Annotated in this window: 25 protein-coding genes and 1 tRNA gene; 15 read left to right on the top strand and 11 right to left on the bottom strand. The window is 68.7% G+C overall.

Going from position 1 to position 23083, the window contains the following annotated elements; genetic code table 11:
- Positions 1-8: 8 nt before the first annotated feature.
- Both AC1RR5_RS01900 and AC1RR5_RS01895 read left to right on the top strand, forming a co-directional pair.
- The gene (locus tag AC1RR5_RS01900; RefSeq protein WP_492919404.1) at positions 9-1667 is read left to right on the top strand and encodes a lysine--tRNA ligase; all 1659 of its coding nucleotides are present in this window, start codon (positions 9-11) and stop codon (positions 1665-1667) included.
- Positions 1668-1881: 214 nt separating this feature from the next.
- A complete protein-coding gene (locus tag AC1RR5_RS01895) occupies positions 1882-2091 on the top strand; it encodes a hypothetical protein (RefSeq protein WP_492919403.1) in 210 nt (69 codons plus the stop codon).
- 20 nt (positions 2092-2111) lie between these two features.
- On the opposite strand, the gene AC1RR5_RS01890 is transcribed toward AC1RR5_RS01895, so the two are convergent.
- On the bottom strand, positions 2112-2768 hold the full coding sequence (locus tag AC1RR5_RS01890) for a S24 family peptidase (protein WP_492919402.1): 657 nt from the start codon (positions 2766-2768) through the stop codon (positions 2112-2114).
- A gap of 194 nt (positions 2769-2962) precedes the next feature.
- On the opposite strand from AC1RR5_RS01890, the gene AC1RR5_RS01885 reads away from it, so the two are divergent.
- The 7 genes from AC1RR5_RS01885 (at position 2963) to AC1RR5_RS01855 (ending at position 11139) form a co-directional block, all read left to right on the top strand.
- Positions 2963-3442, top strand: a complete 480-nt coding sequence (locus AC1RR5_RS01885; protein WP_291874532.1) for a MerR family transcriptional regulator — start codon at positions 2963-2965, stop codon at positions 3440-3442.
- A gap of 81 nt (positions 3443-3523) precedes the next feature.
- Positions 3524-5317: an acyl-CoA dehydrogenase C-terminal domain-containing protein gene (locus AC1RR5_RS01880; protein ID WP_492919401.1), complete on the top strand. Its 1794-nt coding sequence runs from the start codon at positions 3524-3526 to the stop codon at positions 5315-5317.
- Between the two features lie 2 nt (positions 5318-5319).
- Positions 5320-6483 (top strand): acyl-CoA dehydrogenase family protein, encoded by a 1164-nt coding sequence (locus tag AC1RR5_RS01875; RefSeq protein WP_492919400.1) that lies wholly within the window; start codon positions 5320-5322, stop codon positions 6481-6483.
- Positions 6480-6857 carry a hypothetical protein gene (locus AC1RR5_RS01870; RefSeq protein WP_492919399.1) on the top strand — a complete coding sequence of 126 codons (378 nt, stop codon included), beginning with the start codon at positions 6480-6482 and terminating at the stop codon, positions 6855-6857. The genes AC1RR5_RS01875 and AC1RR5_RS01870 overlap by 4 nt, the downstream gene beginning before the upstream one ends.
- Positions 6858-6959: 102 nt before the next feature.
- Complete coding sequence (locus tag AC1RR5_RS01865) at positions 6960-8165, top strand: acetyl-CoA C-acetyltransferase (protein WP_492919398.1); 1206 nt, start codon at positions 6960-6962, stop codon at positions 8163-8165.
- A gap of 18 nt (positions 8166-8183) precedes the next feature.
- Positions 8184-10382: a 3-hydroxyacyl-CoA dehydrogenase NAD-binding domain-containing protein gene (locus tag AC1RR5_RS01860; RefSeq protein WP_492919397.1), complete on the top strand. Its 2199-nt coding sequence runs from the start codon at positions 8184-8186 to the stop codon at positions 10380-10382.
- 127 nt (positions 10383-10509) lie between these two features.
- Entirely contained in the window at positions 10510-11139 is a 630-nt protein-coding gene (locus AC1RR5_RS01855; RefSeq protein ID WP_492919396.1) for a hypothetical protein, read from the top strand.
- On the opposite strand, the gene AC1RR5_RS01850 is transcribed toward AC1RR5_RS01855, so the two are convergent.
- The 6 genes from AC1RR5_RS01850 to hemC form a co-directional block, all read right to left on the bottom strand.
- Positions 11136-11432: a hypothetical protein gene (locus AC1RR5_RS01850; protein WP_492919395.1), complete on the bottom strand. Its 297-nt coding sequence runs from the start codon at positions 11430-11432 to the stop codon at positions 11136-11138. The two genes, AC1RR5_RS01855 and AC1RR5_RS01850, sit on opposite strands and share 4 nt — an antisense overlap.
- Positions 11433-11504: 72 nt before the next feature.
- Positions 11505-11580 (bottom strand) — tRNA-Thr (locus AC1RR5_RS01845).
- Positions 11581-11619: 39 nt separating this feature from the next.
- Complete coding sequence (locus AC1RR5_RS01840) at positions 11620-13164, bottom strand: heme biosynthesis protein HemY (protein ID WP_492919394.1); 1545 nt, start codon at positions 13162-13164, stop codon at positions 11620-11622.
- A complete protein-coding gene (locus AC1RR5_RS01835) occupies positions 13161-14042 on the bottom strand; it encodes a COG4223 family protein (protein ID WP_492919393.1) in 882 nt (293 codons plus the stop codon). Before AC1RR5_RS01835 ends, AC1RR5_RS01840 begins: the two co-directional genes overlap by 4 nt.
- A 44-nt stretch (positions 14043-14086) precedes the next feature.
- A complete protein-coding gene (locus AC1RR5_RS01830; RefSeq protein WP_492919392.1) occupies positions 14087-14773 on the bottom strand; it encodes a uroporphyrinogen-III synthase in 687 nt (228 codons plus the stop codon).
- A 3-nt stretch (positions 14774-14776) separates the two neighbouring features.
- The gene (gene hemC / locus AC1RR5_RS01825; protein WP_492919391.1) at positions 14777-15745 is read right to left on the bottom strand and encodes a hydroxymethylbilane synthase; all 969 of its coding nucleotides are present in this window, start codon (positions 15743-15745) and stop codon (positions 14777-14779) included.
- Positions 15746-15816: 71 nt separating this feature from the next.
- On the opposite strand from hemC, the gene tsaD reads away from it, so the two are divergent.
- The 6 genes from tsaD (at position 15817) to AC1RR5_RS01795 (ending at position 21337) form a co-directional block, all read left to right on the top strand.
- Positions 15817-16920, top strand: a complete 1104-nt coding sequence (tsaD, locus tag AC1RR5_RS01820; protein WP_492919390.1) for a tRNA (adenosine(37)-N6)-threonylcarbamoyltransferase complex transferase subunit TsaD — start codon at positions 15817-15819, stop codon at positions 16918-16920.
- On the top strand, positions 16917-17912 hold the full coding sequence (locus AC1RR5_RS01815; RefSeq protein ID WP_492919389.1) for an NAD(P)H-dependent glycerol-3-phosphate dehydrogenase: 996 nt from the start codon (positions 16917-16919) through the stop codon (positions 17910-17912). Before tsaD ends, AC1RR5_RS01815 begins: the two co-directional genes overlap by 4 nt.
- 15 nt (positions 17913-17927) lie before the next feature.
- Positions 17928-18212: a YciI family protein gene (locus tag AC1RR5_RS01810; RefSeq protein ID WP_492919388.1), complete on the top strand. Its 285-nt coding sequence runs from the start codon at positions 17928-17930 to the stop codon at positions 18210-18212.
- 1 nt (position 18213) lies between these two features.
- Complete coding sequence (locus AC1RR5_RS01805; protein WP_492919387.1) at positions 18214-18579, top strand: Rieske (2Fe-2S) protein; 366 nt, start codon at positions 18214-18216, stop codon at positions 18577-18579.
- A 46-nt stretch (positions 18580-18625) separates the two neighbouring features.
- On the top strand, positions 18626-19396 hold the full coding sequence (locus tag AC1RR5_RS01800; RefSeq protein ID WP_492919386.1) for a class I SAM-dependent methyltransferase: 771 nt from the start codon (positions 18626-18628) through the stop codon (positions 19394-19396).
- A 141-nt stretch (positions 19397-19537) separates the two neighbouring features.
- Complete coding sequence (locus AC1RR5_RS01795) at positions 19538-21337, top strand: methyl-accepting chemotaxis protein (protein WP_492919385.1); 1800 nt, start codon at positions 19538-19540, stop codon at positions 21335-21337.
- Between the two features lie 42 nt (positions 21338-21379).
- Here the strand turns inward: AC1RR5_RS01795 and moaC are convergent, their stop codons facing one another.
- The 4 genes from moaC to AC1RR5_RS01775 are packed head-to-tail and all read right to left on the bottom strand — an operon-like array spanning position 21380 to position 23083.
- The gene (gene moaC / locus AC1RR5_RS01790) at positions 21380-21853 is read right to left on the bottom strand and encodes a cyclic pyranopterin monophosphate synthase MoaC (RefSeq protein ID WP_492919384.1); all 474 of its coding nucleotides are present in this window, start codon (positions 21851-21853) and stop codon (positions 21380-21382) included.
- Complete coding sequence (moaB, locus tag AC1RR5_RS01785) at positions 21850-22401, bottom strand: molybdenum cofactor biosynthesis protein B (RefSeq protein WP_492919383.1); 552 nt, start codon at positions 22399-22401, stop codon at positions 21850-21852. Before moaB ends, moaC begins: the two co-directional genes overlap by 4 nt.
- A gap of 11 nt (positions 22402-22412) precedes the next feature.
- The gene (locus AC1RR5_RS01780; RefSeq protein WP_492919382.1) at positions 22413-22856 is read right to left on the bottom strand and encodes a molybdenum cofactor biosynthesis protein MoaE; all 444 of its coding nucleotides are present in this window, start codon (positions 22854-22856) and stop codon (positions 22413-22415) included.
- Entirely contained in the window at positions 22853-23083 is a 231-nt protein-coding gene (locus AC1RR5_RS01775; RefSeq protein ID WP_492919381.1) for a MoaD/ThiS family protein, read from the bottom strand. Before AC1RR5_RS01775 ends, AC1RR5_RS01780 begins: the two co-directional genes overlap by 4 nt.

The raw sequence follows: 23083 nt of genomic DNA, 5'->3' as shown, positions 1-23083 counted from the left end.
GCGCGGCCATGTTTGAAGGCCTCTCCCCCCTCGCCCGCGAAGCCCGCTCCTGGCCGTTCGAGCAGGCGCGCGCCACCATCGCCCGCGTCCTGCGCGTGCGCCTCCCCGACCGCGCCGATCAGGAAGCCGCGAAAGCCCTGATCGACGCCGGCAAGGCGGACGAAGCGGTGAAAGCCTATCCGGCCCTGGCCAAGGCGGTGATCTTCGAGACCGGCTATGGTCCGTCGGGCCTGCCGCACCTGGGAACCTTTGGCGAAGTGGCGCGCACCACCATGGTGCGCCAGGCCTTCCGCGCGCTGGTCGACGATCACATCCCGACCCGCCTGATCGCCTTCAGCGACGACATGGACGGCCTGCGCAAGGTTCCCGACAACATCGAGAACAAGCAACCGCTGATCGAGGACCTGGGCAAGCCGCTGACGGTCGTCCGCGACCCGTTCGGCACCCACGACAGCTTCGGCGCCCACAACAACGCCCGCCTGCGCGCGTTCCTGGACGGCTTCGGCTTCGAGTACGAGTTCGTCTCGTCGACCGAGTGCTACAAGTCCGGCCTGTTCGACGCGACGCTGCTGACGGCGCTGGAGCGTTTCGACGCCATCCAGAAGGTCATGCTGCCGACGCTGGGCGAGGAGCGCCGCGCGACCTATTCGCCGTTCCTCCCGGTCAGCCCCACGACCGGCAAGGTGCTGCAGGTCCCGACCCTGGAGCGCAACGTCGAGAAGGGCACGATAGTCTTCGAGGACGAGGACGGCTCCAAGGTCGAGGTCCCGGTCACCGGCGGCCACGTGAAGATGCAGTGGAAGCCCGACTGGGCCATGCGCTGGACCGCGCTGGGCGTCGACTACGAGATGTCGGGCAAGGACCTGATCGACTCGGTCAAGGCCTCGGGCGCGATCTGCAAGGCGCTGGGCGGGGTTCCGCCGGAAGGCTTCAACTACGAGCTCTTCCTGGACGAGAACAACCAGAAGATCTCCAAGTCCAAGGGCAACGGCCTGTCGATGGAGGACTGGCTGCGCTACGGCGCGCCGGAGAGCCTTTCGTACTACATGTTCCAGAGCCCCAAGTCGGCCAAGAAGCTCTATTTCGACGTCATCCCCAAGGCGACGGACGAATATCTGCAGCAGCTGGACGCCTATCAGCGCCAGGAGCCGGCCAAGCAGCTGGACAACCCGGTCTGGCACATCCACGCAGGGACCCCGCCGCAGAACGGCTCGCCCGTGTCGTTCAGCCTGATGCTGAACCTGGTGTCGGCCGCCGACGCCTCGACCAAGGAAATCCTCTGGGGCTTCCTGTCGCGCTACATCCCGGGCGCCTCGCCGGAAACCCAGCCGCTGCTGGACCGTCTGGCCGGCTACGCGATCAACTACTACGAGGACTTCGTCAAACCGACGAAGACCTTCCGCGCCCCGACCGATCAGGAGCGCGCCGCCATGCTGGACCTGCTGGCCAAGCTGAAGGCCATGCCGGCCGACGCCCCGGACGCCGAGCTGATCCAGAACGAGGTCTTCGAGGTCGGCAAGACCCACGGCTTCGACCCGCTGCGCGCCTGGTTCCAGGCCCTGTACGAAGTCCTGCTGGGCCAGAGCCAGGGCCCGCGCTTCGGCTCGTTCGCGGCGATCTTCGGGATCGACCGCACGATCGCGCTGATCGAAGAGAAGCTGGGCTAAGCCCCCGCCATGAACCCCGCGTCCCAGGACGCGGGGTTTTCGCGCTCCACGAAGCATCAAGGTCCAGCTTACCCGCGACGGATGAATCCTCGCGACGTGCGACACCATGTCTCCGCAAATGAACGAAGTCTGAATTCGCTATTAAGGGTCCGACCACCTTTCGGAGTCTAGGTTGGGACCATCAGAACCAAGATTAGTCATCAAGGTTGTTCCAATGGCTTCGTTCACTCTTCGCCCTTCCGACCGTCAGGAATACGATTCCTTGCTCGGTGGCATCGTCCAACAGTTCCCCGACGCTCACGTCGAGGCCGCCCACAACGATACCTGGGCGTCGTACCGCCTGGACGTGTCGTGCGAGGACCCGTCGGCCGGCCCGCTGATCGCCTGGCTGCTCGACACCCACGCCAGCTGCCCGCGCACCTAAGCGACTGATCAGGGTCGGTCCTACTGGCTGACCCAGACGATCCGAGCGATCCAGGCGACCTCGTCTCGCGACAGCAGACGATCGTCGCTGGACCCGCCGAACGGCAAGAGTTCGATCGTCCTGGCCGTCACCCGGCCCAGCTCCCGCACCAGCACCTCGCCCGCGCTCGTCCGCGCCACCACGCGGTCGCCTTTGCGCGGCTCCACGGTGGGCGAGACCAGCAGGCGGTCGCCGTCGCGATAGACCGGGGCCAGCGCATCGCCTGAGACCTCCAGCGCGAAGAGGCCCTCGCCCAGGTCGGGCGCGGAAACCTCGTCCCAGCCGGCGCCGACCGGCATGCCCGCCTCATCGAAGAAGCCTTCCCGCCCCGCCTGATCCAAGGCGATCAGCGGCGCCCCGCGCCTCTGTCCCGGAGTGGCTGGCATGCGCACCGGCGCCTGTTCGGTCAGGGCCGCGAATTCCGAGAAATTGACCCCCGTCGCTTCCAGCAGCTTGGCCAGGCTCTCGGTCGAGGGCCAGCGCGCGCGGCCGTCGGCCTCGATCGAGCCGCGCTTGGAGCGGTTGAAGCTGGTCGGATCCAGGCCCGCCATCCGGGCCATGGCCGAAGGCGTCATGTCGAACCGCTCGGCCAAGGCGTCGATCGCCCGCCAGATTTCGCCGTGAGAGAGGGTCGCCATCGGGCGTCTCCTTGCGCTCGGCCTTCACCGCCAAAGGTACGCCCTCAACCCTAGGAAAGTAAACCTATCGCCCATCGACAAGTTGACGTTTACGTAAGCGTTGACGGTCGCCCGATATCGGGTTTAGGGTGATCGTCGATAACCAAGCGGCCCGGCCGCAGTAGCCGGGCCCACTTTCCGGGAGGTTTCAACCCATGGCCGACCTGCGACGCCCCGAGCGGACCTTTACGATCCGCCAGCTCTGCAACGAATTCAAAGCCACGCCGCGCGCCCTGCGCTTCTACGAAGACAAGGGCCTGCTCAATCCGGCCCGCGAGGGCCTGAACCGCGTCTATTCCCACAAGGACCGCGTCCGCCTGCAGCTGATCCTGCGCGGCAAGCGCGTGGGCCTGTCGCTGACCGAGATCCGCGAACTTCTCGACCTGTATGACGAGAACGACGAAGGCGCGGCGCAAATGGCCCGCTCGCTGAAGAAGTTCCGCGAACGCGCCAATGCCCTCGAGCAACAGCGCGAAGACATCGACAACGCCCTGATCGAGCTGCGCGAGGCCTGCAACCGCCTCGAAAAGCGCCTCGCCGAGATCCGGCCCGACCTGCTGCCCCGCGCGGCCGACTACGAGCAGGTGCTGCGCGCCCGCCTCGACGGTCACGCCGAAGCGATGTTGGGCAAGTAAGAGCCTTCAAGACGCCGCCCGGCCAACCAAGCTAGGCTGCGCTACGCCCGTTCCTCCTCCCGATCCTGCCAGGACCGTTTCATGACGTATCAGCCGCCCGTTCGCGATCACGCTTTCATCCTGCGCGACGTGCTCAACATCGACCAGCACGGCGCTCTGCCGGGCTTCTCGGATGCGCCGTTCGACGTGGTCGAGCAGATCCTCGAGGCCGCCGCCCAGTTCACCGGCGAGGTCCTGGCGCCGCTGAACACGGTCGGCGACAAGACCGGCTGCAAGCTGGATCCGGTCACCAACGTCGTGACCACCCCGCCGGGCTTCAAGGACGCCTACAAGCAGCTGTGCGAAGGCGGCTGGACCGGCCTGGGTTCGGACCCGGCCTATGGCGGCCAGGGCCTGCCGCACGTCGTCAACCTGGCCTTCAGCGAGATGTCGAGCTCGGCCAACATGGCGTTCTCGATGTATCCGGGCCTGGCCCACGGCGCCTATTCGGCCATCCACACCGGCGGCAGCGACGAGCAGAAGCAGACCTACCTGCCCAAGATGGTCACCGGCGAATGGACCGGCACCATGAACCTGACCGAGCCGCACTGCGGCACGGACCTGGGTCTCCTGCGCACCAAGGCGGTTCCGCAGGCCGATGGCAGCTACAAGATTACCGGCCAGAAGATCTGGATCAGCGCCGGCGAGCACGACATGTCGGACAACATCGTCCACCTGGTGCTGGCCCGCATCGAAGGCGCTCCGGCCGGCGTGAAGGGCATCAGCCTGTTCATCGTGCCGAAGTTCTTCCCCAAGGACGACAACTCGGTCGGCGAGCGGAACCAGGGCGTCAAGTGCGTCGGCCTGGAAGAGAAGATGGGCATCCACGGCAACGCCACCTGCGTCATGCAGTATGACGACGCCGAGGGCTATCTGATCGGTGAGGAGAATTCGGGCCTCAAGATCATGTTCGTCATGATGAACGAGGCCCGCCTGGGCGTCGGCATGCAGGGCGTGGCCCAGGGCGAAGCGGCCTATCAAGCCGCCGTCGCCTTCGCCAAGGATCGCCTGCAAGGCCGTTCGCTGACGGGCCCGAAGAACGCCGACGGCCCGGCCGACCCGATCATCGTCCATCCGGACGTCCGCCGCATGCTGCTGGAGAGCAAGGCCCTGATCGAAGGCGGCCGCGCCTTCCTGTTCTGGACCGCCCTGCACGGCGACCTGTCGCACGTCCACCCGGACGCGGCGGTGCGTGAAAAGTCCTCGGACTACATGGGCCTGATGACCCCGGTGCTGAAAGGCTACCTGACCGACAAGGGCTTCGAGGTCTGTTCGAACGCCGTCCAGGTGCACGGCGGCAGCGGCTTCACCGAGCACTTCCCGGTCAGCCAGTTCATGCGCGATTGCCGTATCGCCCTGATCTACGAAGGCACCAATGGCGTGCAGGCCCTGGACCTGGTCGGTCGCAAGCTGGCCGCCAAGGGCGGTCGCGCGGTCATGACTTTCTTCCAGGAAGTCGACCAGTTCATCGGCGAGAACGACGGCGACGAGGCCTTGAAGCCCTTCATCGACGCCCTGTCGGGCGTGAAGGCCCAGCTGCAGGACGGCACCATGTGGCTGATGCAGAACGGCCTGCAGAACCCCGACAACGCCGGCGCGGCCTCGACCGACTACATGCACCTCTTCGGTCTGACCGGCCTGGCGTACATGTGGGCGCTGATGGCCAAGGCGGCCAACGCCAAGATCGCGGCCGGCTCGTCCGACCCGTTCTTCACGACCAAGCTGGTCACCGGCCGCTATTTCATCGAGCGCATCTTGCCTGACGCCGGGGCACATCTGGCCAAGCTGAAGACCGGCTCGGCGACCCTGATGGCCCTGCCCGCGGAGGCCTTCTGATCATGAGCGTGCTCAACGTCGAAAAACCCGCCTTCATGGCCGAGGAAGACATCGCGATCTTCGAGGACGCGGTGGGCAAGTTCTTCGATGAGCACGCGCCTGAATCGACGGTCGCGAAATGGCGCAAGAACCACTGCGTCGATCGCGACATGTGGACCAAATCCGGAGAGGCCGGCCTGCTCGGCCTCTCCACGCCCGAACAATATGGCGGGGCCGGCGGCGACTATCGCCACGAGGTCGTGCTGATGGACATGCTGGGGCGCAAGGGCGTCGACGGCTTCGGCATCAGCCTGCACAACGCCATCGTCATGCCGTACATCTTCCACTACGGCACCGAGGAGCAGAAGCAGCGCTGGCTGCCGCGCCTGGCCACCGGCGAGCTGGTCGGCGCCATCGCCATGACCGAGCCGGGCGCCGGCTCCGACCTTCAAGGCATCAAGACCACCGCCAAGAAGTCCGGCAACCAGTACGTCATCAACGGCTCCAAGACCTTCATCACCAACGGCCAGACGGCCAACCTTATCATCGTGGTGGCCAAGACCGACGTCGCCGGCGGCGCGCGCGGCACTTCGTTGATGATCGTCGAGACCGACGGCGCCGAAGGCTTCGAACGCGGCCGCAACCTCGACAAGCTGGGTCACGAGGCCCAGGACACCTCGGAACTGTTCTTCAACGACGTGAAGGTGCCGACCGAGAACCTGCTCGGCACGGACGAGGGCCAGGGCTTCTTCCAGCTGATGGGCCAGTTGCCGCAGGAGCGCCTGAACATCGCCGTGCAGGGCATGGCGACCATCGAGCGCGCGCTGGAACTGACCATCGCCTACGTCAAGGACCGCAAGGCGTTCGGCAAGGCGATCATCGACTTCCAGAACACCCAGTTCGAACTGGCAGAGTGCAAGACCGAGGCGACCGTCGCCAGGGTCTTCGTCAACCACTGCATCGGCCAGCATCTCCAGGGCAAGCTCGACGCCGCCACCGCCTCGATGGCCAAGTACTGGGTCAGCGACCTGGAGAACAAGATCGTCGACCGCTGCCTGCAGCTGTTCGGCGGCTATGGCTTCATGAACGAGTACCCGATCGCGCGCATGTACAAGGACAGCCGCATCCAGCGCATCTACGGCGGCACCAACGAGATCATGAAACTCCTGATCGCGAGGACGCTGTGATCGTACTTCCGTTGATCGCCCTGTTGGCCGGCCCCGCCGCCCAGCCCGCGCAAGACGCCCGCTCGGCCGTGGTCTGCGTGCGCGCCGTCCAGGGTCCGCGGCCCCTCACCTATTCCGGCGAACTGGTCGGCAAGCGCGCCCAGCCCGGCGCCTTCAAGCTGCCGCTGCAGCCGGCCGGCAAGGACATCTGCCAGACCCTGCTGCGCTCCAAGATCGCCGAGTGGAAGCTGGAGGTCACGACCTCGGGCTTCACCGCCTGCTCGCTGCCGCCGCCGCAGTTCGGCAAGCGCATCTACTACCGCGCCAAGGCCTCGGCTCGAGGCCTGTCGTGCGAACCGATCGGCGCCTACCCGATCGGCAACTGGAAACAATAGGGGCGGCCAGGTCTGTCTTTTGAAGGAGAGCATTTTCCTTCGGAAAACACTCGGGGCCACCCTCAACGACACGAACATCGCTTCGCAGGAAGGAGCCATCTCATGGCTGACGCTTACATCTTCGACGCCGTGCGCACGCCGCGCGGTAAGGGCAAGAAGGACGGGTCTCTGCACGAGATCACCGCCCTGTCGCTGGCCAGCCAGGTGCTGGAAGCCATCCGCGACCGCAACAACCTCGACACCAGCTACGTCGATGACGTCGTCCTGGGCTGCGTCGCCCCCGTCGGCGAGCAAGGTTCGGACATCGCCCGCACCGCCGTCCTGACCGCCGACTACGCCGAAAGCGTCGCCGGCGTGCAGATCAACCGCTTCTGCGCCTCGGGCCTGGAAGCCGTGAACATGGCCGCCGCCAAGGTCGCCTCGGGCGAAGCCAACCTCGCCATCGGCGGCGGCGTCGAGAGCATGAGCCGCGTGCCCATGGGCAGCGACGGCGGCGCCTGGCCGACGGACCCGTCCTCGGCCTTCAAGACCTATTTCGCCCCGCAAGGCGTCTCGGCCGACCTGATCGCGTCGCTGTACGGCTTCAGCCGCGACGACGTCGACGCCTATGCCGTCGAGAGCCAGAAGCGCGCCGCGGCCGCCTGGGCCGATGGTCGCTTCAAGAAGTCGGTCGTGGGCGTGAAGGACCAGCTGGGCATCACCATCCTGGACCATGACGAGACCGTGCGCGGCTCGACCACCATGCAGACCCTGGCCTCGCTGAACGCCTCGTTCCAGGGCATGGGCGACATGGCCTTCGACGCCGTCGTCACCCAGCGCTATCCGCAGGTGGAGAAGGTCAACCACGTCCACCACGCCGGCAACAGCTCGGGCATCGTCGACGGCGCCGCCGGCGTCCTGATCGGCACCAAGGAAATGGGCGAGGCTCTCGGCCTTAAGGCAAGAGCCCGCATCAAGGGCGCGGCCTCGATCGGTAGTGAGCCTTCGATCATGTTGACCGGCCCCTCGCTGGTCACCGAGAAGCTGCTCAAGAAGTTGGGCATGGAAGTCGGCGACATCGACCTCTACGAGCTGAACGAAGCCTTCGCCGCCGTCGTCCTGCGCATGATGCAGGCGCTGAACATCCCGCACGACAAGATGAACGTGAACGGCGGCGCCATCGCCATGGGCCACCCGCTGGGCGCCACCGGCGCGATGATCCTGGGCACCATGGTCGACGAGCTGGAACGCTCGGACAAGGAAACCGCCCTGATCACCCTGTGCGTCGGCGCCGGCATGGGCACCGCCACCGTCATCGAACGCGTCTAAGACCTAGGAGCTAACACCATGGAAAACTTCAAGATCGAGGTCGATTCCGACGGCGTGGCCCTGGTCACCTTCGACGTGCCCGGCCGCTCGATGAACACCCTGACCGCTTCGGTCATCAAGGAAATCGGCGACGTCGTCGAACGCATCAAGAGCGACGAGGCCATCAAGGGCGCCGTCATCACCTCGGGCAAGGCCAGCGGCTTCTGCGCCGGCGCCGACCTCGGTGAGCTCGGCGGTTCGGGCGGCCTGGGCGGCGGCAAGCCGGGCGAAGAGGGCCTGAAGGCCGCCTTCGAAGCCGGCTTCGCGCTGAACAAGGCGTTCCGCGCCCTGGAAACCTGCGGCAAGCCGGTCGCCGCGGCCATCAACGGCCTGGCCATGGGCGGCGGTCTCGAGATCACCCTGGCCTGCCACTACCGCGTGGTCGCCGACAATCCGAAGATCCAACTGGCCCTGCCGGAAGCCAAGGTCGGCCTGCTGCCGGGCGCCGGCGGCACCCAGCGTCTGCCGCGCCTGATGGGCGTGATGGCCGCCGCGCCGTACCTGCTGGAAGGCAAGTCGATGAAGCCGGCCGAGGCTCTGGCCAACAAGGTCGTGCACGAGGTCGTCCCGGCCGATCAGGTGGTGGAAGCCGCCAAGACCTGGGTCAAGACCAAGGGCGATCCGGTCGCCCTGTGGGACAAGAAGGAGTTCAAGCTCCCGGGCGGTGGTCCCTACACCCCGACCGGCAGCCAGGTCTTCATCATGGGCAACGCCATGCTGCGCAAGCAGACCTATGGCAACTACCCGGCCCAGCTGAACATCATGAAGGCGGTCTATGAAGGCACCCAGGTGCCGTTCGACGCCGCCCTGCGGATCGAGACCCGCTACTTCCTGAAGACGATGATGTCGCCGCAGGCCAAGGGCATGATCCGCACCCTGTTCCTCAGCTTGCAGGAACTGGGCAAGGGTTCGGGCCGTCCGGCCAATGTCCCGCACTACGACGTCAAGAAGGTCGCCGTCCTGGGCGCCGGCATGATGGGCGCGGGCATCGCCTACGTCCAAGCCATGGCCGGCATCGAGAGCGTGCTGATCGATCAGACGCAGGAAGCCGCCGACAAGGGTAAGGCCTATGCCGAGGGCCTGGTGAAGAAGGCCGTCTCGCGCGGCAAGCTGACCCAGGAGAAGGGCGACGCCATCCTGGCCCTGATCACCCCGACCACCGACTACGGCCTGGTCAAGGGTTCGGACCTGGTCGTCGAGGCCGTGTTCGAAAACCGCGACGTGAAGGCCGAAGTGACCAAGAAGGCCGAGGCCGAACTGGCCGACACCGCCATCTTCGGCTCCAACACCTCGACCCTGCCGATCACCGGCCTGGCCAAGGCCTCGGTCCGTCCGGCCTCCTTCATCGGCATCCACTTCTTCTCGCCGGTCGACAAGATGGGCCTGGTCGAGATCATCATGGGCGCCGAGACCAGCCAGGAAGCCCTCGCCAAGTCGATCGACTACGTCCTGAAGATCAAGAAGACCCCGATCGTCGTCAACGACAGCCGTGGCTTCTACACCAGCCGCTGCTTCGGGACCTTCGTGCAGGAAGGCCTGGAGATGATGGCCGAGGGCATCGCGCCCGCCATCATCGACAATGTCGGCCGCGCCACGGGCATGCCGCGTGGCCCGCTGGAGATGAACGACGACGTCGCTCTGGACCTGTCCTACAAGATCGGCGAGCAGACCAAGAAGGACCTCGGCGACAAGTACGAGGAACGTCCGTTCGCGCCCGTCCTCGAGAAGATGGTCGTCGAGCTGGGCCGTCTGGGCCGCAAGAACGGCAAGGGCTTCTACGACTATCCGGAGAACGGCCAGAAGACCCTGTGGAAGGGCCTCGCTGACTTGGCTCCGGTGACGACCACGGACGCCGACGCGACGCTGATCCAGGAGATCCGCACGCGCCTGCTGTACCGCCAGGCCGTCGAAGCCGCCCGCTGCTTCGAGGAAGGCGTCATCGTCGACCCGCGCGAGGCCGATGTCGGCGCCATCCTGGGCTGGGGCTTCGCGCCCTGGACCGGCGGCCCGATCAGCCTGATCGACGGCGTGGGCGCCAAGGCCTTTGTCGAGACCTGCGACCGCCTGGCCCAGCAGTACGGCAAGCGCTTCGCGCCGCCGGCCCTGCTGCGCGAGATGGCCGAAAAGGGCGAAACCTTCTACGGCCGCTTCGGCGTCAAGGCGAAGGAAGCGGCGTAAGCCCTCTTGTTCGCTAGCTACAGAGAAGGCCCGGTGGAAACACCGGGCCTTTTTCTTGTCCGAAACGGCCCCGCTTGCACCGCAACGTCCGCGTACGACGTCTGGAGGCAGGGCGCCCGGAGGTCTGATGAACGCGGCGATCGCCAACGGAACGTGGCGACGGCCTTCACGGCGGGATCTGGCGATCCTGGCGCTGATTCTCGCTGCCCATGCGCTGGTGTTGCTGGCGCTCGTCTCGGGCGCGCACTGGATGCCCCAGTTGGTCGAGCCGACGGTCATCGAGGCCGAGCTGCTGGATGCGCCCAAGCCCGCCGCCAAGACCCTTGAGCCATCGCCGGTCGCGCCGTCACGACCTACGTCGAGTCTGCCAAGACCGCCGTCGCCCGTCACCATCCCGGCCGCGCCCGTCGCCAAGCCCTCCGGCCCGCCGGGCATCGTCGCCCCGCCCGGCTTCACCGCCCGGAAGTTGGTCGAACAGAGCGATCAGACCCGCGACAGCCTGCGCGAAAGTCTGGGCTGCCGGCACGAGAAGACCGCCGGCCTGAACCGCGACCAGAAAGCCGCCTGCGCCGAGGCCGACGGCCAGCGCTCACGCACTGCCCCGATGTACGCAGCCATCGATCCGGATAAAAAAGCCGCCTTCGACGGCGACTGCGCCAAGGACGACGACTGGTGCCTCTACCGCATCGGCAAAGGCCCCTATCCGGGCATCTTCGCCCTGGGCAAGAAGAAGAAACGCAAGGGCTGGGACGACTAGGACTTGCTCACGTCCATGCCCAGCGTCGGACCGATCCCGTCCGGATGGTCGCCGAAATAGGAACCACCCCGCTGCTGGGCCACCTTCTCCAGCTTGCTCCGGAAGGCGTCGTCCAGCTGCAAGGTCGGCGCGTCCTCCGGATCCTCGCCCTCGTCCAACGGGATCGACGCCGCGATCACCTGCCGCAGCCGCTCCCCGAACCGATCATCGTCGGCCGAGCCGGGCTCGGGTGGGGCGTCGAGGAAGGTCATCACCTCTTCGAGGGCCGTATCGTTGTCCACGGACTTGGGCATGGGAAACTCCTTCGACAGACGAACGGAGCCGTCGCGTCGAGAGTTCCGGATTTCAAAAGGAGGAGAAGAAAGTGGTGCCGCTTAGGTGACTCGAACACCTGACCCCATCATTACGAATGATGTGCTCTACCAGCTGAGCTAAAGCGGCCCACGTCGCTTCGAACCAGGGTCCGACCGCGAGGAGCGCCTACTTAGCGGGACGCGAGCCACTTGCCAAGCGTCGTCTTGCACCAGAATTGCGACGGGGCGCCGGACCACCTTCCGGAGGGTCCGGAATCGGCGGCGCGTCGAACACGCCGGGGTCGTCCGGAATGGGCATCATGGCCCCGCCGGTCTCGGCCGCGCGGATGAACGGCGTCGATTCCGCGTAGTCGGCATAGGCCGAGGGCAGCTCGGGCAGGTCGTTCATCGTCCGCTCCCGACGCTCGTGGCGCGGGTGGATCAGCTGGCCGGTCTCGGCGTAGCTGGACGCCAGGCGGGCCCAGTCCTCTCGCTGATAGGCGAAGGCCCGGCCCTCGGGGTCGAGATCGGACCAGTCGGGCTCCTGCGGGGCCTGGACGCCGCGGGCGATCCAGGCGCGGGCCTCGTCGGCCTCGCTGTTGGCGGCGGCGACGCGGGCCATCAGGCCGGCGAAACGCGCGGTCGGGGCTTCCTGGTCCAGCAGGCGGGCGGCGGCGCGGGCGGCGACCGGGTCATTGCCGATCAGGGCGCTCTCGACACGCAGCATGCGGCTCTCGCGGGCCTCGGGCTTCATGGCGGCCAGGGCGGCCAGGCGCTGGGCGCGGGCCTTGGGCAGTTCGTTGGTCTTCAGGTCGCGATAGGCCAGCCACAGGGCCGGGTGCGGCTCGGCTTTCCAGGCGGCCTCGATCAGCTGGCCAGCCTTGGCGACCTTGCCGTCGTCGGCCAGCAGGCGCGCGGCCATGACCACGCCGGGGGCAAAGTCGGGCTTCAGCTTCACCGACTGGGTCGCGAAGCCGAGGGCCTGGGCGCGGGCCTTGGGGTCGATCGACTCTTCCAGGCTGGCGGCCGAGGCGGCCAGCAGGGCCGCGCGGCTACGGTCGGCAACAGCCGGCGAGACGATCTTGCGCTCCAGGGCGCCCTGGACGAGATCCAGCGCCGCGGCCCAGTCGCCGACCTCCAGGCGCGCTTCCAGCAGGGCGCGCCAGGCCCAGCGGGCGGTGCGGGCCAGGCCGTAGGCCGCCTCGGCGTGACGGACGGCGGTCGCCTTGTCGCCCTCGGCCTGGGCCGCCTGCATCAGGCCGCGCAGGCCGGCCAGGCGCATCTCGGGGAAGCCGAGCATGGCGTTGTAGGCGCTCTTGGCCGCGCCGCGATCGCCGGCGGCCTCGGCGGCCTGGGCGGCCAGCACCCGGACCAGGGCCGGGGCGTCCTCGGCCAGTTCAGCGGACTTCTGGGCCAGGCGGCGGGCTTCCGAGCCATCGCCGGCGGCGACCGCGAGAAAGCCGCGCGACAGGGCCTCGAGCGCCGACTTGCGCTTGGCCTCGGCCCTTGCGCGCGCGGCGCGGCGGGGGGCCTCGACGATCCAGATCACGCCGCGCCAGACCAGGGTGAACAGCAGAGCCGAGAACAGGGTCAGCAGGGCCGCCGTGGCGGCGGTCATCTCGATCCGCCAGCCCATCCACTCCAGCGCGGCGCGACCAGGCTCACCGGTCAGGGCCAGCACGCTGACGGCGACCGCCGCAACGAGGAAGAGAGCGAAGGCGACGCGCGTCATGGCGCGGTCCGCGAGACGCGCGACAGGCCGGCCAGGGCGTCGGCGCGGATGGCCGCGACGTGGCGGTCGATCTCGATGCGGCGGCTGGCGGCGTTGAACCACGGGGCCAGCACCTCGCGGGCGGGATCGGGTAGGGCGTCCAGCGCCTGGGCCGCGCCCTCGACGTCACCGTCGTCCAGCAGGGCCTGCGCGCGGGCCAGCATGGCGTCCGGCGTCGAGCCCTTGGTCGAACCGACATGGCGGATCGAGACGATGCTGGAAAGGGCGTAGCGGATCCGCGAGAAGAGGTCGGCGTCGGGGCCGGGATTGCGAGCGGCGCTGGCGGCGCGGCCGGCCAAGTTGCCGAACTGGATGGCCAGGCCCGCGCGGGTCGGGGCGCCGCGCTCGGACAGGGCCTCCAGGGCGCGCAGGTCCGGCGACGGCGGCAACACCCGCTGCAGGCCAGCCAGCTCCGGGCCAAACGGGCGCGAAGTCTCGGTGGCTTCGGCCAGGGCCGAAACCGCCAGGGCGGCGACAGCGGCGTCTGTCACGCCTTTCTGGCCGGACTCCAGGGCAGTGATTCGGCCGTCCAGGCGCTCGACGTCGGCGGCGGGCGGGGCGACGGCGGTGTCGCCGGTCTCGACCGGCAAGGCCGAGCCCGTGGCGATACGATCGGCGACCGGGCGGGCGCTGGGGGCGGCCGAGACCGCGCCGTCGGCCGTCTGGCCCTTGGGCTTGAACAGCGTCGGGCCGTAGTGGGCGACGCCGGCGCCCAGAGCGATGCACAGCACGCACAGCACCAGCCAGAGCCAGACTCCCGGCCCCATCACCCGTCGGCGGGCATAAAGCGCCGGATCGCTGGGCGCGACGATTTCAGCGGGATCGGGAGCGGCGTTCATACGTCCATTCGTGCCCCACGGCGTCGCGCCGCGCAACGTCGCGCTTAAGCTGTGAGCAGCTCCAGCAGCGCGGATTCGTCCGGACGCGGCGCGAAGGTCACAGAGCCGAGTTCGGCGAGATCGCCCAGCGGCTGGGCGACAGCCTCGGACAGGCACAGGACGCGCAGGTTCGGCGCGGGTCTCTCGCGCAGGATCGCGGCCAATGCCCTGGCCCCGCGCGGCGAGTGCAGAAGCGCCGTGAGCGGAGCATCCAGCCGCGCCTGGATTGCTTCCGATGGCGCGCGCTCCAGGGTCTCGTAGACACACACGCCCTTGGCCATCACCCCACAGCCGCGCAGCATGCCGACCAGATCGCCGGCCGGCGCCTTGGCGCCCGCCCACAGCACCGGCCCGGCCGCGCCGGCGGCGATCAGGTCGCAAAGGTCCTCGACATCGCCATCGGCGCTGGAGACCGAGGCGAAGCCTTCGACATGCGCCGCCTTGGCGGTGGCGCGCCCCACGGCGAAGACCGGCAGGCCGCGGTCATCCGACAGGCGGGCGAAAGCCTCGACGCCATTGGCGCTGGTGAAGGCCAGGGCCGCGACATGGGAGAGATCGATTTCGGCGTCCAGGGTCTCGACGACCAGCAGCGGGTCGACGATGGGCTCGAAGCCCAGGGCCGCGACGCGCTCGGCCGTGGCCAGGGCGCCAGGACGGGCGCGGGTGATCCAGACCGGCGCGCCCGCGTCCATCGCCTACTCCGGCAACAGGATGGCGTCGCCACCCTCGGCGCGGACCTCTGCGCCGAGTTTCAGGCCCAGTGCGCGGGCTTCATCGATGTCGCTGGCGCCCGACAAGGTCGTCTCGCCGTGGCGACGGAAGCGGTGAGCGCCGTCCGGGGTCAGGGCCTCGACGATCATGGAGAGGCGCGCGCCGCCCAGCACCGCGCGGGCGCCGATGGCGGTGCGGCACGAGCCTTCCAGGGCATAGAGCGCGCCGCGCTCGGCGGCCACGGCGATGGTGGTCTCGCGGCAGCTGACGGCCTGCAGCCATGGGGCGTGGGCGTCTTCCAGCCGGGTCTCGATGACCAGGGCGCCCTGGCCCGGCGCCGGCGGCGCGGCGTCGGGGTCCAGCCAGCTCCTGGTGATATGGCCAAGACCCAGGCGGTTCAGCCCGGACTGGGCCAGCAGAATGGCGTCGGCCTCGCCGCGCTCCAGCTTGGCCAGGCGGGTGTCGACATTGCCGCGCAGCATGACGATCTCGAGGTCGGGTCGCACGTGCAGGGCCTGGGCCTGGCGGCGCAGGCTGGCGGTGCCCAGACGCGCGCCCTTGGGCAGGTCTTCCAGCCGCTCGCAGATATTGCTGATGAAGGCATCGCGCGGATCCTCGCGCTCGGGCGTGGCGGCCAGGATCAGGCCCGGCGGCAGCTCGGCCGGCATGTCCTTCAGCGAGTGGACGGCGCAGTCGATGCGACCGTCCAGCAGGGCTTCCTCGATCTCCTTGGTGAAGAGGCCCTTGCCACCGATCTCCATCAGGCGGCGATCCTGGATGCGGTCGCCGGTCGTGACGATCGGGATCAGAGGCGCGGCGGCCTCGATCTCTTCCCGCGAAGCGCCTTGCGGCACGCCGAGCGCATGCGCGATCCGCGCCTGCATCAGCCCCGACTGGGCCAGGGAGAGCTTGGAGCCACGCGCGCCGATGCGGATGGGAGGTTGCCGGGACACGGTCGGAACGTTACCTGCGGAGACGAGATTTCATCTTCGCTGCTACAGGAGCGGCGGGAAGCCCGCAACGAATGACTATCCTTACGGATTCGACCCTTACCATCCTCGGCCTGGAGACCAGCTGCGACGAGACCGCGGCCTCGGTCGTGCGCCGCGAGCCGGACGGGACGGTCACGGTGCTGTCCTCGATCATCGGCACCCAGTTCGAGATGCACGCCCCGTTCGGCGGCGTGGTGCCCGAGATCGCCGCCCGCGCTCACGTAGAGTCGATCGACGCCATCGCCGCCGAGGCCATGCGCGCCTCGGGCCTGTCGTTCGACCAGCTGGACGGCGTGGCCGCTACGGCGGGGCCTGGCCTGGTCGGCGGGGTGATGGTCGGCCTGGCGTTCGGCAAGGCCGTGTCGCTGGCGCGCGGCGTGCCGCTGGTCGCCGTCAATCACCTCGAAGGCCATGCGGTCTCGGCCCGCCTGGGCGCCGACATCGCCTATCCGTTCCTGCTGCTGCTGGTGTCCGGCGGTCACTGCCAGCTGCTGGAAGTGTCCGGCGTCGGGGCCTGCAAGCGCCTGGGCACCACGATCGACGATGCGGCCGGCGAGGCCTTCGACAAGATCGCCAAGAGCCTGGGCCTGCCCTATCCGGGCGGTCCGGCGCTGGAGAAGCTGGCGGTCGGCGGCGACGCGACCCGCTACGCCCTGCCGCGCGCCCTGCTGGGCCGCAAGGACTGCGACTTCTCGTTCTCGGGCCTGAAGACCGCCGCCGCGCGGATCGCCGAGACCCTGACGACCGACGACGAGCGCCAGGATCTCGCCGCCGCCGTCCAGTTCGCCATCGCCCGCCAGCTGTCGGAACGGGTCGACCGGGCGATGAAGCTCTACAAGGAAAGCCACGAACCCAGCGAGCGGCGCTTCGTCGTCGCCGGCGGCGTGGCCGCCAATGGCGCGGTGCGCGCGGCCCTGCTGGCCGACTGCGAGAAGAACGGCTTCTCCTTCGCCGCCCCGCCCTTGGCCTATTGCACCGACAACGCCGCCATGATCGCCCTGGCCGGGGCCGAACGGCTGGCGCTGGGGATCTCCGACGACCTCGACGCCGTCGCCCGTCCGCGCTGGCCGCTGGACGAAGCCGCGGCGCTGGCCAATCCCGCCAACGCCTACGGACGCAAGGGAGCCAAGGCATGAGCTTCAAACATGTGGGCGTCATCGGCGCCGGCGCCTGGGGCACCGCCCTGGCTCAGGTCGCGGCCCGCGCCGGTCTCCAGGTCACCCTGCAGGCCCGTGAGACCGAGGTCGTGGCCTCGGTCAATGAGCGCCATGAGAACGCGGTGTTCCTGCCGGGCATCACGCTGGAGCCCGGGATCAAGGCCGTGGCCGACCTGGCGGGTCTCGCCGACTGCGACCTGATCCTCGCCGTCGCGCCCGCCCAGCACCTGCGCGCGGCCCTGACCGCCTTCGCCCCGCACCACAAGGCCGGCGCGCCGATCGTGCTGTGCTCCAAGGGCGTCGAGCAGGGCACGCTGAAGCTGATGACCGACGTGACCGCCGAGACCCTGCCGGGCACGACCATCGCCGTGCTGTCGGGTCCCAGCTTCGCCGGCGAGGTGGCGCGCAGCCTGCCCGCCGCCGTCACCCTGGCCTGCGAGGACGAGGCCCTGGGCCGCGCCATCGCCGAGGCCATCGCCATCCCGACCTTCCGTCCCTACACGGCCAACGACTTGATCGGGGCCGAGGCCGGCGGAGCGGTGAAGAACGTCCTGGCCATCGCCTGCGGCATCGTCGAGGGCAAGGGCCTTGGCCGCAACGCCCACGCCACCGTGATCACCCGCGGCTTCGCCGAACTGACCCGCCTGGCCGTGGCCCTGGGCGCCAAGCCCGAGACCGTCGCGGGCCTGTGCGGTCTGGGCGATCTCGTGCTCACCTGCTCCAGCCCGCAGTCGCGCAACATGAGCGTCGGCCTGGCCCTGGGCCAGGGCCTGACCCTGGAACAGGCCCTGGCCGGCAAGGTCTCGGTCGCCGAGGGCGTCGCCTCGGCGCCGGCCGTCCGCGCCCTGGCCCGCAAGGTCGGGGTCGAGGCGCCGATCTGCGAGGCCGTCGCCGCCATCCTGGCCGGCGAGGTCGAGGTCGACGCCGCCATCGCGGGCCTGCTGTCGCGCCCCCTCAAATCAGAAGCTTAAGGTAAGGACCGCCGCATGGCTCTCTTCGTCGTCTACTGCAAGGACAAGCCCGGCGCGCTCGATACGCGCATGGCCACCCGCCCGACCCACCTGGACTATCTGAACGCCGCGGGCCTGGTGAAGGCCGCCGGTCCGCTGCTGGACGACGCCGGCAACCCGATCGGCTCGCTGCTGATCGTGGAAGCCGAAGACAAGGCCGCCGTGCAGACCTTCCTCGACAACGACCCCTATACCCTGGCTGGCGTCTTCGAGAGCACCGAGGTCCAATCCTGGCGCGTCGGCGTCGGCTCGCTCGGCTAGCTTGCGCACCGACCTGGACAACCCCGCCCGCCCTGCCGCCGGCACGGTGCTCTGCGCGCTGGACGAGATCCCCTCGCCCGGCTCGAAGGGCTTCCGCTGGCGGGAGGGCGACGCGATGTTCGCCGGGTTCGTGGTCCGCAAGGACGATCTGGTGGTCGGCTATCTGGACAGCTGCCCACATGCCGGCTGGCCACTGGCCGGCTTCGCTGGCCGCTACCTGACCCGCGAGAACGACCTGATCCTGTGCGCAGGCCACGCGGCCCTGTTCAAGATCAAGGACGGCGCCTGCGTCGCCGGCCCCTGTCCGGGCGACAAGCTGTTTCACTGGCCCGTCACGGTGCGCGACGGCCAGATCATCGTCGCTTAAGACCTTTGCCCTAGGGTCTCCGCCAACGATTGCGGGGACACAAGCCATGGCCGACATGCACTTCGACGCCGAGACGGTGACGCACCGCGCCGGTCTCGCCAAGCTGCGCTCGCTGACCAAGGTCAATCCGCGCCTGGCCGCCAACCTGGCCAAGACCATGCTGGGCGGCCAGCGCGACCACGCCGTGGTCGACGCCTTCAACGCCCACGCCGAGCAGGCCGGCTTCGAGTTCACCTCGACCTGGGCCAGCAACAACATCCCGTTCGTGGCCCCGCTGCTGCGCGACTTCGCGGCCAAGCGTCCCGAGGGCGAGACGATCCGCTACATGGAGATCGGCGCCTATGAAGGCCGCAACCTGGCTTTCATGGACTGGCTGCTGCCCGAGCGCCTGGCCGTCACGGTCATCGATCCCTGGTTCGACGAGGCTCTGAACCCGGAAGAGAAATACCACGCCGTCGAGCCGCGCTTTGCCCGCAACATGGCCAAGTGCGGCTTCCGCAGCCTGGACACCCACAAGGGTTTCTCGACCTACGTCCTGCCCCAGATGATGGAGCGCGGCGAGCAGTTCGACTTGATCTATGTCGACGGCAGCCACACGGCCCTGGCCGTGCTGATCGACCTGTGCTTCTGCGCCAGCCTGCTCAGCGTGGGCGGCATGATGGTGCTGGACGACTACTGGCACGACATCAGCGAGATCGGCGGACCGGGCGTGAAGCAGGCCGTCGATCAGTTCCACGCCGCCTTCGGCCGCTATTTCGAGATCGCCGCCGTCTATCGCCAGGTCGCCCTGGTCAAGACCGCCGAGATCCCGCGCTAGACCTCCAAGCGAGACCATGGGTCGGCGAACGCGCGACGTTATGTCGCCGCCCCGACACGGTTACGGTTAAGACCCGTTAGAGACCTCACCCGGCATCCTTCTCCCCGAGATTTGCGGCAAGCCCGCGGGGAGAAGATCGACATGGCGTCCTTGGGTCAGAAGGTCATGGGAGCCGCCGCCGGCGCGGCGCTGCTGTGCGCGGCCACGGCCGGCACCGGCCTGTGGGTCGCCGTCAGCCTCGATTCCGCGCTCACCCGCTCGGAAGCCTCCGCCAAGATCCTGCGCCTGCATATGCACGCCGACATGATGCACGACGCCCTGCGCGCCGACGTCATGGGCGGGATCATGTCCAGCGATCCGGCCTTGGGCGTCGACCTGAAGGCCGTGCGCGCCGACCTGGCCGAACACACCGAAGCGTTCAAGGACGACATCGCCTCCAGCGGCAAGCTGGCCCAGGACCCGTCGGTCAAGGCTGCCCTCGCCGAGGTCGAAACGCCGCTGGCCGCCTATATCGCCGCCGCCGGCCAGATCGTCGGCAGCGCCGACAGCGATATCGCCGGCGCCCGCGCCAAGCTGCCGGGCTTCGCGGCCCAGTTCTCGGCCCTTGAGACCAAGATGGAAGAGGCCTCGACCAAGATCGAAGCCGCCGCCGTCCGCGACTCCAAGGCCGCCAAGTCGATGAGCCTGCTGGGTCAGGTCGTCATGGGCGCCCTGCTGGCCGCCGCCGGCCTGTTCGCCGTCGCCCTGATAGTCGCCGCCAAGCGCGGCCTGGTCGCCCCGCTGGTCGCCATCACTCACGCCCTGCGCCGCCTGTCGGCCGGCGACCTGTCGGTCGTGCTGCCCAAGAAGACCAGCAACGACGAGATCGGCCAGATGACCGACGCCCTGCAGACCTTCCACGACACCGTGGAAGCGCGCCGCAAGGAGCTGGAAGCCGCCGACGTCCGCGACGCCCTGGAGGTCGAACGCGCCGAGGCCGAGACGCGTCGCGCCGAGGCCGAGTCCACCCAGAAGGCGGTCGTCGAGAGCCTGGCCCTGGCGCTCAAGCACATGTCCGACGGCGACCTCAGCCACCGCATCACCCAGACCTTCCCGGCCGGCTACGAGAAGCTGCGCGTCGACTTCAACGTCGCCGTCGAGAAGCTGTCGGGCGTCATCGCCGCTTCGCTGGGCGCCGTCACCGCGATCCATGGCGGCACCGCCGAGATCACCGCCGCCGCCGACGACCTGTCGGGCCGCACCGAACGCCAGGCCGCCAGCCTGGAAGAGGCCGTCGCCGCCCTCGACGAGATCACCAGCACCGTGCGCCTGACCGCCGAGGGCGCCAGCCGCGCCCGCAAGGTGGTCGAGCGCGCCCGCAGCGCCGCCGACGCCTCCGGCTCGATCGTCAGCCAGGCCGTCGACGCCATGGGCGCGATCGAGAGGTCCTCGACCCAGATCGGCAACATCATCGTCGTCATCGACGAGATCGCCTTCCAGACCAACCTGCTGGCGCTCAACGCCGGCGTCGAAGCCGCCCGCGCGGGTGAAGCCGGTCGCGGTTTCGCCGTCGTCGCCCAGGAAGTCCGGGCCCTGGCCCAGCGCTCCGCCGAGGCCGCCCGCGAGATCAAGACCCTGATCAGCGCCAGCACGGCCGAGGTCGGCCAGGGCGTGGAATATGTCGGCAAGGCCGGCGAAGCCCTTCGCGCCATCGCCAGCGAGGTCGACCAGATCGACGGCCTGGTCGGCGAAATGGCCGCCTCGACCCAGGAACAGGCCCGTGGTCTGGCCGAGGTCAACACGACCATGAACCAGATGGACCAGGTCACCCAGCGCAACGCCGCCATGGTCGAGGAAACCACCGCGGCCAGCCACGCCCTGGCTCAGGAAGCCACGCGCCTGGCCCAGCGCATGGGCGAGCTGCGGATCGCCGACGCAAGCAGCCAGCGTCGGGCGGCTTAGAGCCTGCCCGCTTCGGGAACCGAAGCGGACAAGGAGGCTCGATCAGGAGGGGGCCTTCCAGTCGCCCGACTTGCCGCCGGTCTTTTCGAGCAGGCGCACGGTCTCGATGACCATGCCTTTCTCGGCGGCCTTCAGCATGTCGTAGATCGTCAGGCAGGCGATCGAGGCGGCGGTCAGGGCCTCCATCTCGACGCCGGTCGGGCCGGTGGTCTTGACCCGCGCAGTGACGGCCAGGCCGCCCTCGGCCGACTCGACCTCGACGACCACCTTCGACAGCGCCAGCGGATGACACAGCGGGATCAGGTCCGAGGTCTTCTTCGCCGCCATGACGCCGGCCAGCTCGGCCACGGCGCGGACATCGCCCTTGCGTCCCGAGCCTGACACAGCCAGCGCCAGGGTTTCCGCGCTCATCCGCACGAAACCGGTCGCCACCGCCTCGCGGGCCGTCGCCGGCTTGTCGGAGACGTCGACCATGCGGGCGCGGCCCTGGTCGTCGATGTGGGTCAGCTTGCTCACTGTTCCAACAGCCTCGGCATCAGCTCGACCATGTTGCACGGCTTGTGGCGGCTATCGAGCTGGGCGGCGATGACCTTGTCCCAGCCGTCCTTCACCGCGCCATTGCTGCCGGGCAGGCAGAAGACGAAGACGCCGTCGATCAGGCCGGCCGTGGCCCGCGACTGCAGGGTCGAGAGGCCCACCGTGGCGTAGGACACCAGGTGGAAGATCACCGAGAAGCCGTCGATCTTCTTGTCGAACAGGGGCTCCAGCGCCTGGACCGTGACGTCGCGGCCGGTCAGGCCGGTGCCGCCGGTGGTGACGATGGCGTCCACGGCCTTGCTGTCGATCCAGTCGCGGACCTGGGCGCGGATCTGTTCGACATCGTCGCGGATCACGGCGCGGCCTGCGAACTCATGGCCGGCGTCACGGACCCGGTCGATCAGAATCTGGCCCGAGGTGTCGGTGCTTTCGTCGCGGGTGTCCGACACGGTCAGGACGGCGATGCGCACCGGCTTGAACGGCAGTTCCGGCTTGATCCCGCCGCCCGGCTTCAGGCCTTCCGACATCGCGTCTCTCCTCAGTCCCAGCGTTGCGCGTCGGTCCTATCGCGGTCCGTCGGCTCGATCCAGCTCGCGCCGTCCGGGCCGTGCTCCTTCTTCCAGAAGGGCGCTCGGCTCTTCAGGTAGTCCATCAGGAAATCGCAGGCCTCGAAGGCCTCGCGGCGATGGCCGGCGGCGGTGGCGACGAAGACGATGGCCTCGCCGGGCGCGATGCGGCCTGTGCGGTGAACGATGTGGACGTCGTGCAGCTTGAAGCGTTCGATCGCGGCCACCGCGATTTCGCCGATCGCCGCGTCGGTGAAGCCGGGATAGGCCTCCAGCTCCAGGGCCGCCGCCGCGCCTTTTTCGGCCCGCGCCAGACCTACGAAAGTCGCCACCGCCCCCGTCTCCTCGCGCCCCGCGCAGAAGGCGGTGACGAACGCGCCCGGTTCGAACGGCTGGTCGGTCAGGGTGACGATCATCCGCCGCTCATCGGCGGCAGGAAAGCGACCTCGGTCCTGGCAGACAGCGCGGCCTCACCCCGGACGATGGCCTTGTCGACGGCGACCTGGACGCCGGGCGCGGTCAGGGCGTCGCCGAGTTCGGCCGACAGGAGGTCTCGCAATGTTGAGAGGTCACCGGCCTCGATCACGCGATCGCGCCAACCGGCCTGGTCGGCCAGGCGTCCGAACAGCAGGACCCTGGCCAT

The sequence above is a fragment of the Caulobacter sp. GW821-FHT11E11 genome, assembly GCF_058808315.1.
The sequence above is the reverse complement of the archived record's forward strand: the minus strand, read 5'-3'. Positions and strand labels throughout refer to the sequence as shown.

Coding starts and splice junctions, on each gene's coding strand:
- AC1RR5_RS01900 (WP_492919404.1), top strand. CDS start 9: ATGTTTGAAGGCCTCTCCCCCCTCGCCCGCGAAGCCCGCTCCTGGCCG.
- AC1RR5_RS01895 (WP_492919403.1), top strand. CDS start 1,882: ATGGCTTCGTTCACTCTTCGCCCTTCCGACCGTCAGGAATACGATTCC.
- AC1RR5_RS01890 (WP_492919402.1), bottom strand. CDS start 2,768: ATGGCGACCCTCTCTCACGGCGAAATCTGGCGGGCGATCGACGCCTTG.
- AC1RR5_RS01885 (WP_291874532.1), top strand. CDS start 2,963: ATGGCCGACCTGCGACGCCCCGAGCGGACCTTTACGATCCGCCAGCTC.
- AC1RR5_RS01880 (WP_492919401.1), top strand. CDS start 3,524: ATGACGTATCAGCCGCCCGTTCGCGATCACGCTTTCATCCTGCGCGAC.
- AC1RR5_RS01875 (WP_492919400.1), top strand. CDS start 5,320: ATGAGCGTGCTCAACGTCGAAAAACCCGCCTTCATGGCCGAGGAAGAC.
- AC1RR5_RS01865 (WP_492919398.1), top strand. CDS start 6,960: ATGGCTGACGCTTACATCTTCGACGCCGTGCGCACGCCGCGCGGTAAG.
- AC1RR5_RS01860 (WP_492919397.1), top strand. CDS start 8,184: ATGGAAAACTTCAAGATCGAGGTCGATTCCGACGGCGTGGCCCTGGTC.
- AC1RR5_RS01855 (WP_492919396.1), top strand. CDS start 10,510: ATGAACGCGGCGATCGCCAACGGAACGTGGCGACGGCCTTCACGGCGG.
- AC1RR5_RS01850 (WP_492919395.1), bottom strand. CDS start 11,432: ATGCCCAAGTCCGTGGACAACGATACGGCCCTCGAAGAGGTGATGACC.
- AC1RR5_RS01840 (WP_492919394.1), bottom strand. CDS start 13,164: ATGACGCGCGTCGCCTTCGCTCTCTTCCTCGTTGCGGCGGTCGCCGTC.
- AC1RR5_RS01835 (WP_492919393.1), bottom strand. CDS start 14,042: ATGAACGCCGCTCCCGATCCCGCTGAAATCGTCGCGCCCAGCGATCCG.
- AC1RR5_RS01830 (WP_492919392.1), bottom strand. CDS start 14,773: ATGGACGCGGGCGCGCCGGTCTGGATCACCCGCGCCCGTCCTGGCGCC.
- tsaD (WP_492919390.1), top strand. CDS start 15,817: ATGACTATCCTTACGGATTCGACCCTTACCATCCTCGGCCTGGAGACC.
- AC1RR5_RS01815 (WP_492919389.1), top strand. CDS start 16,917: ATGAGCTTCAAACATGTGGGCGTCATCGGCGCCGGCGCCTGGGGCACC.
- AC1RR5_RS01810 (WP_492919388.1), top strand. CDS start 17,928: ATGGCTCTCTTCGTCGTCTACTGCAAGGACAAGCCCGGCGCGCTCGAT.
- AC1RR5_RS01800 (WP_492919386.1), top strand. CDS start 18,626: ATGGCCGACATGCACTTCGACGCCGAGACGGTGACGCACCGCGCCGGT.
- AC1RR5_RS01795 (WP_492919385.1), top strand. CDS start 19,538: ATGGCGTCCTTGGGTCAGAAGGTCATGGGAGCCGCCGCCGGCGCGGCG.
- moaB (WP_492919383.1), bottom strand. CDS start 22,401: ATGTCGGAAGGCCTGAAGCCGGGCGGCGGGATCAAGCCGGAACTGCCG.
- AC1RR5_RS01780 (WP_492919382.1), bottom strand. CDS start 22,856: ATGATCGTCACCCTGACCGACCAGCCGTTCGAACCGGGCGCGTTCGTC.
- AC1RR5_RS01775 (WP_492919381.1), bottom strand. CDS start 23,083: ATGGCCAGGGTCCTGCTGTTCGGACGCCTGGCCGACCAGGCCGGTTGG.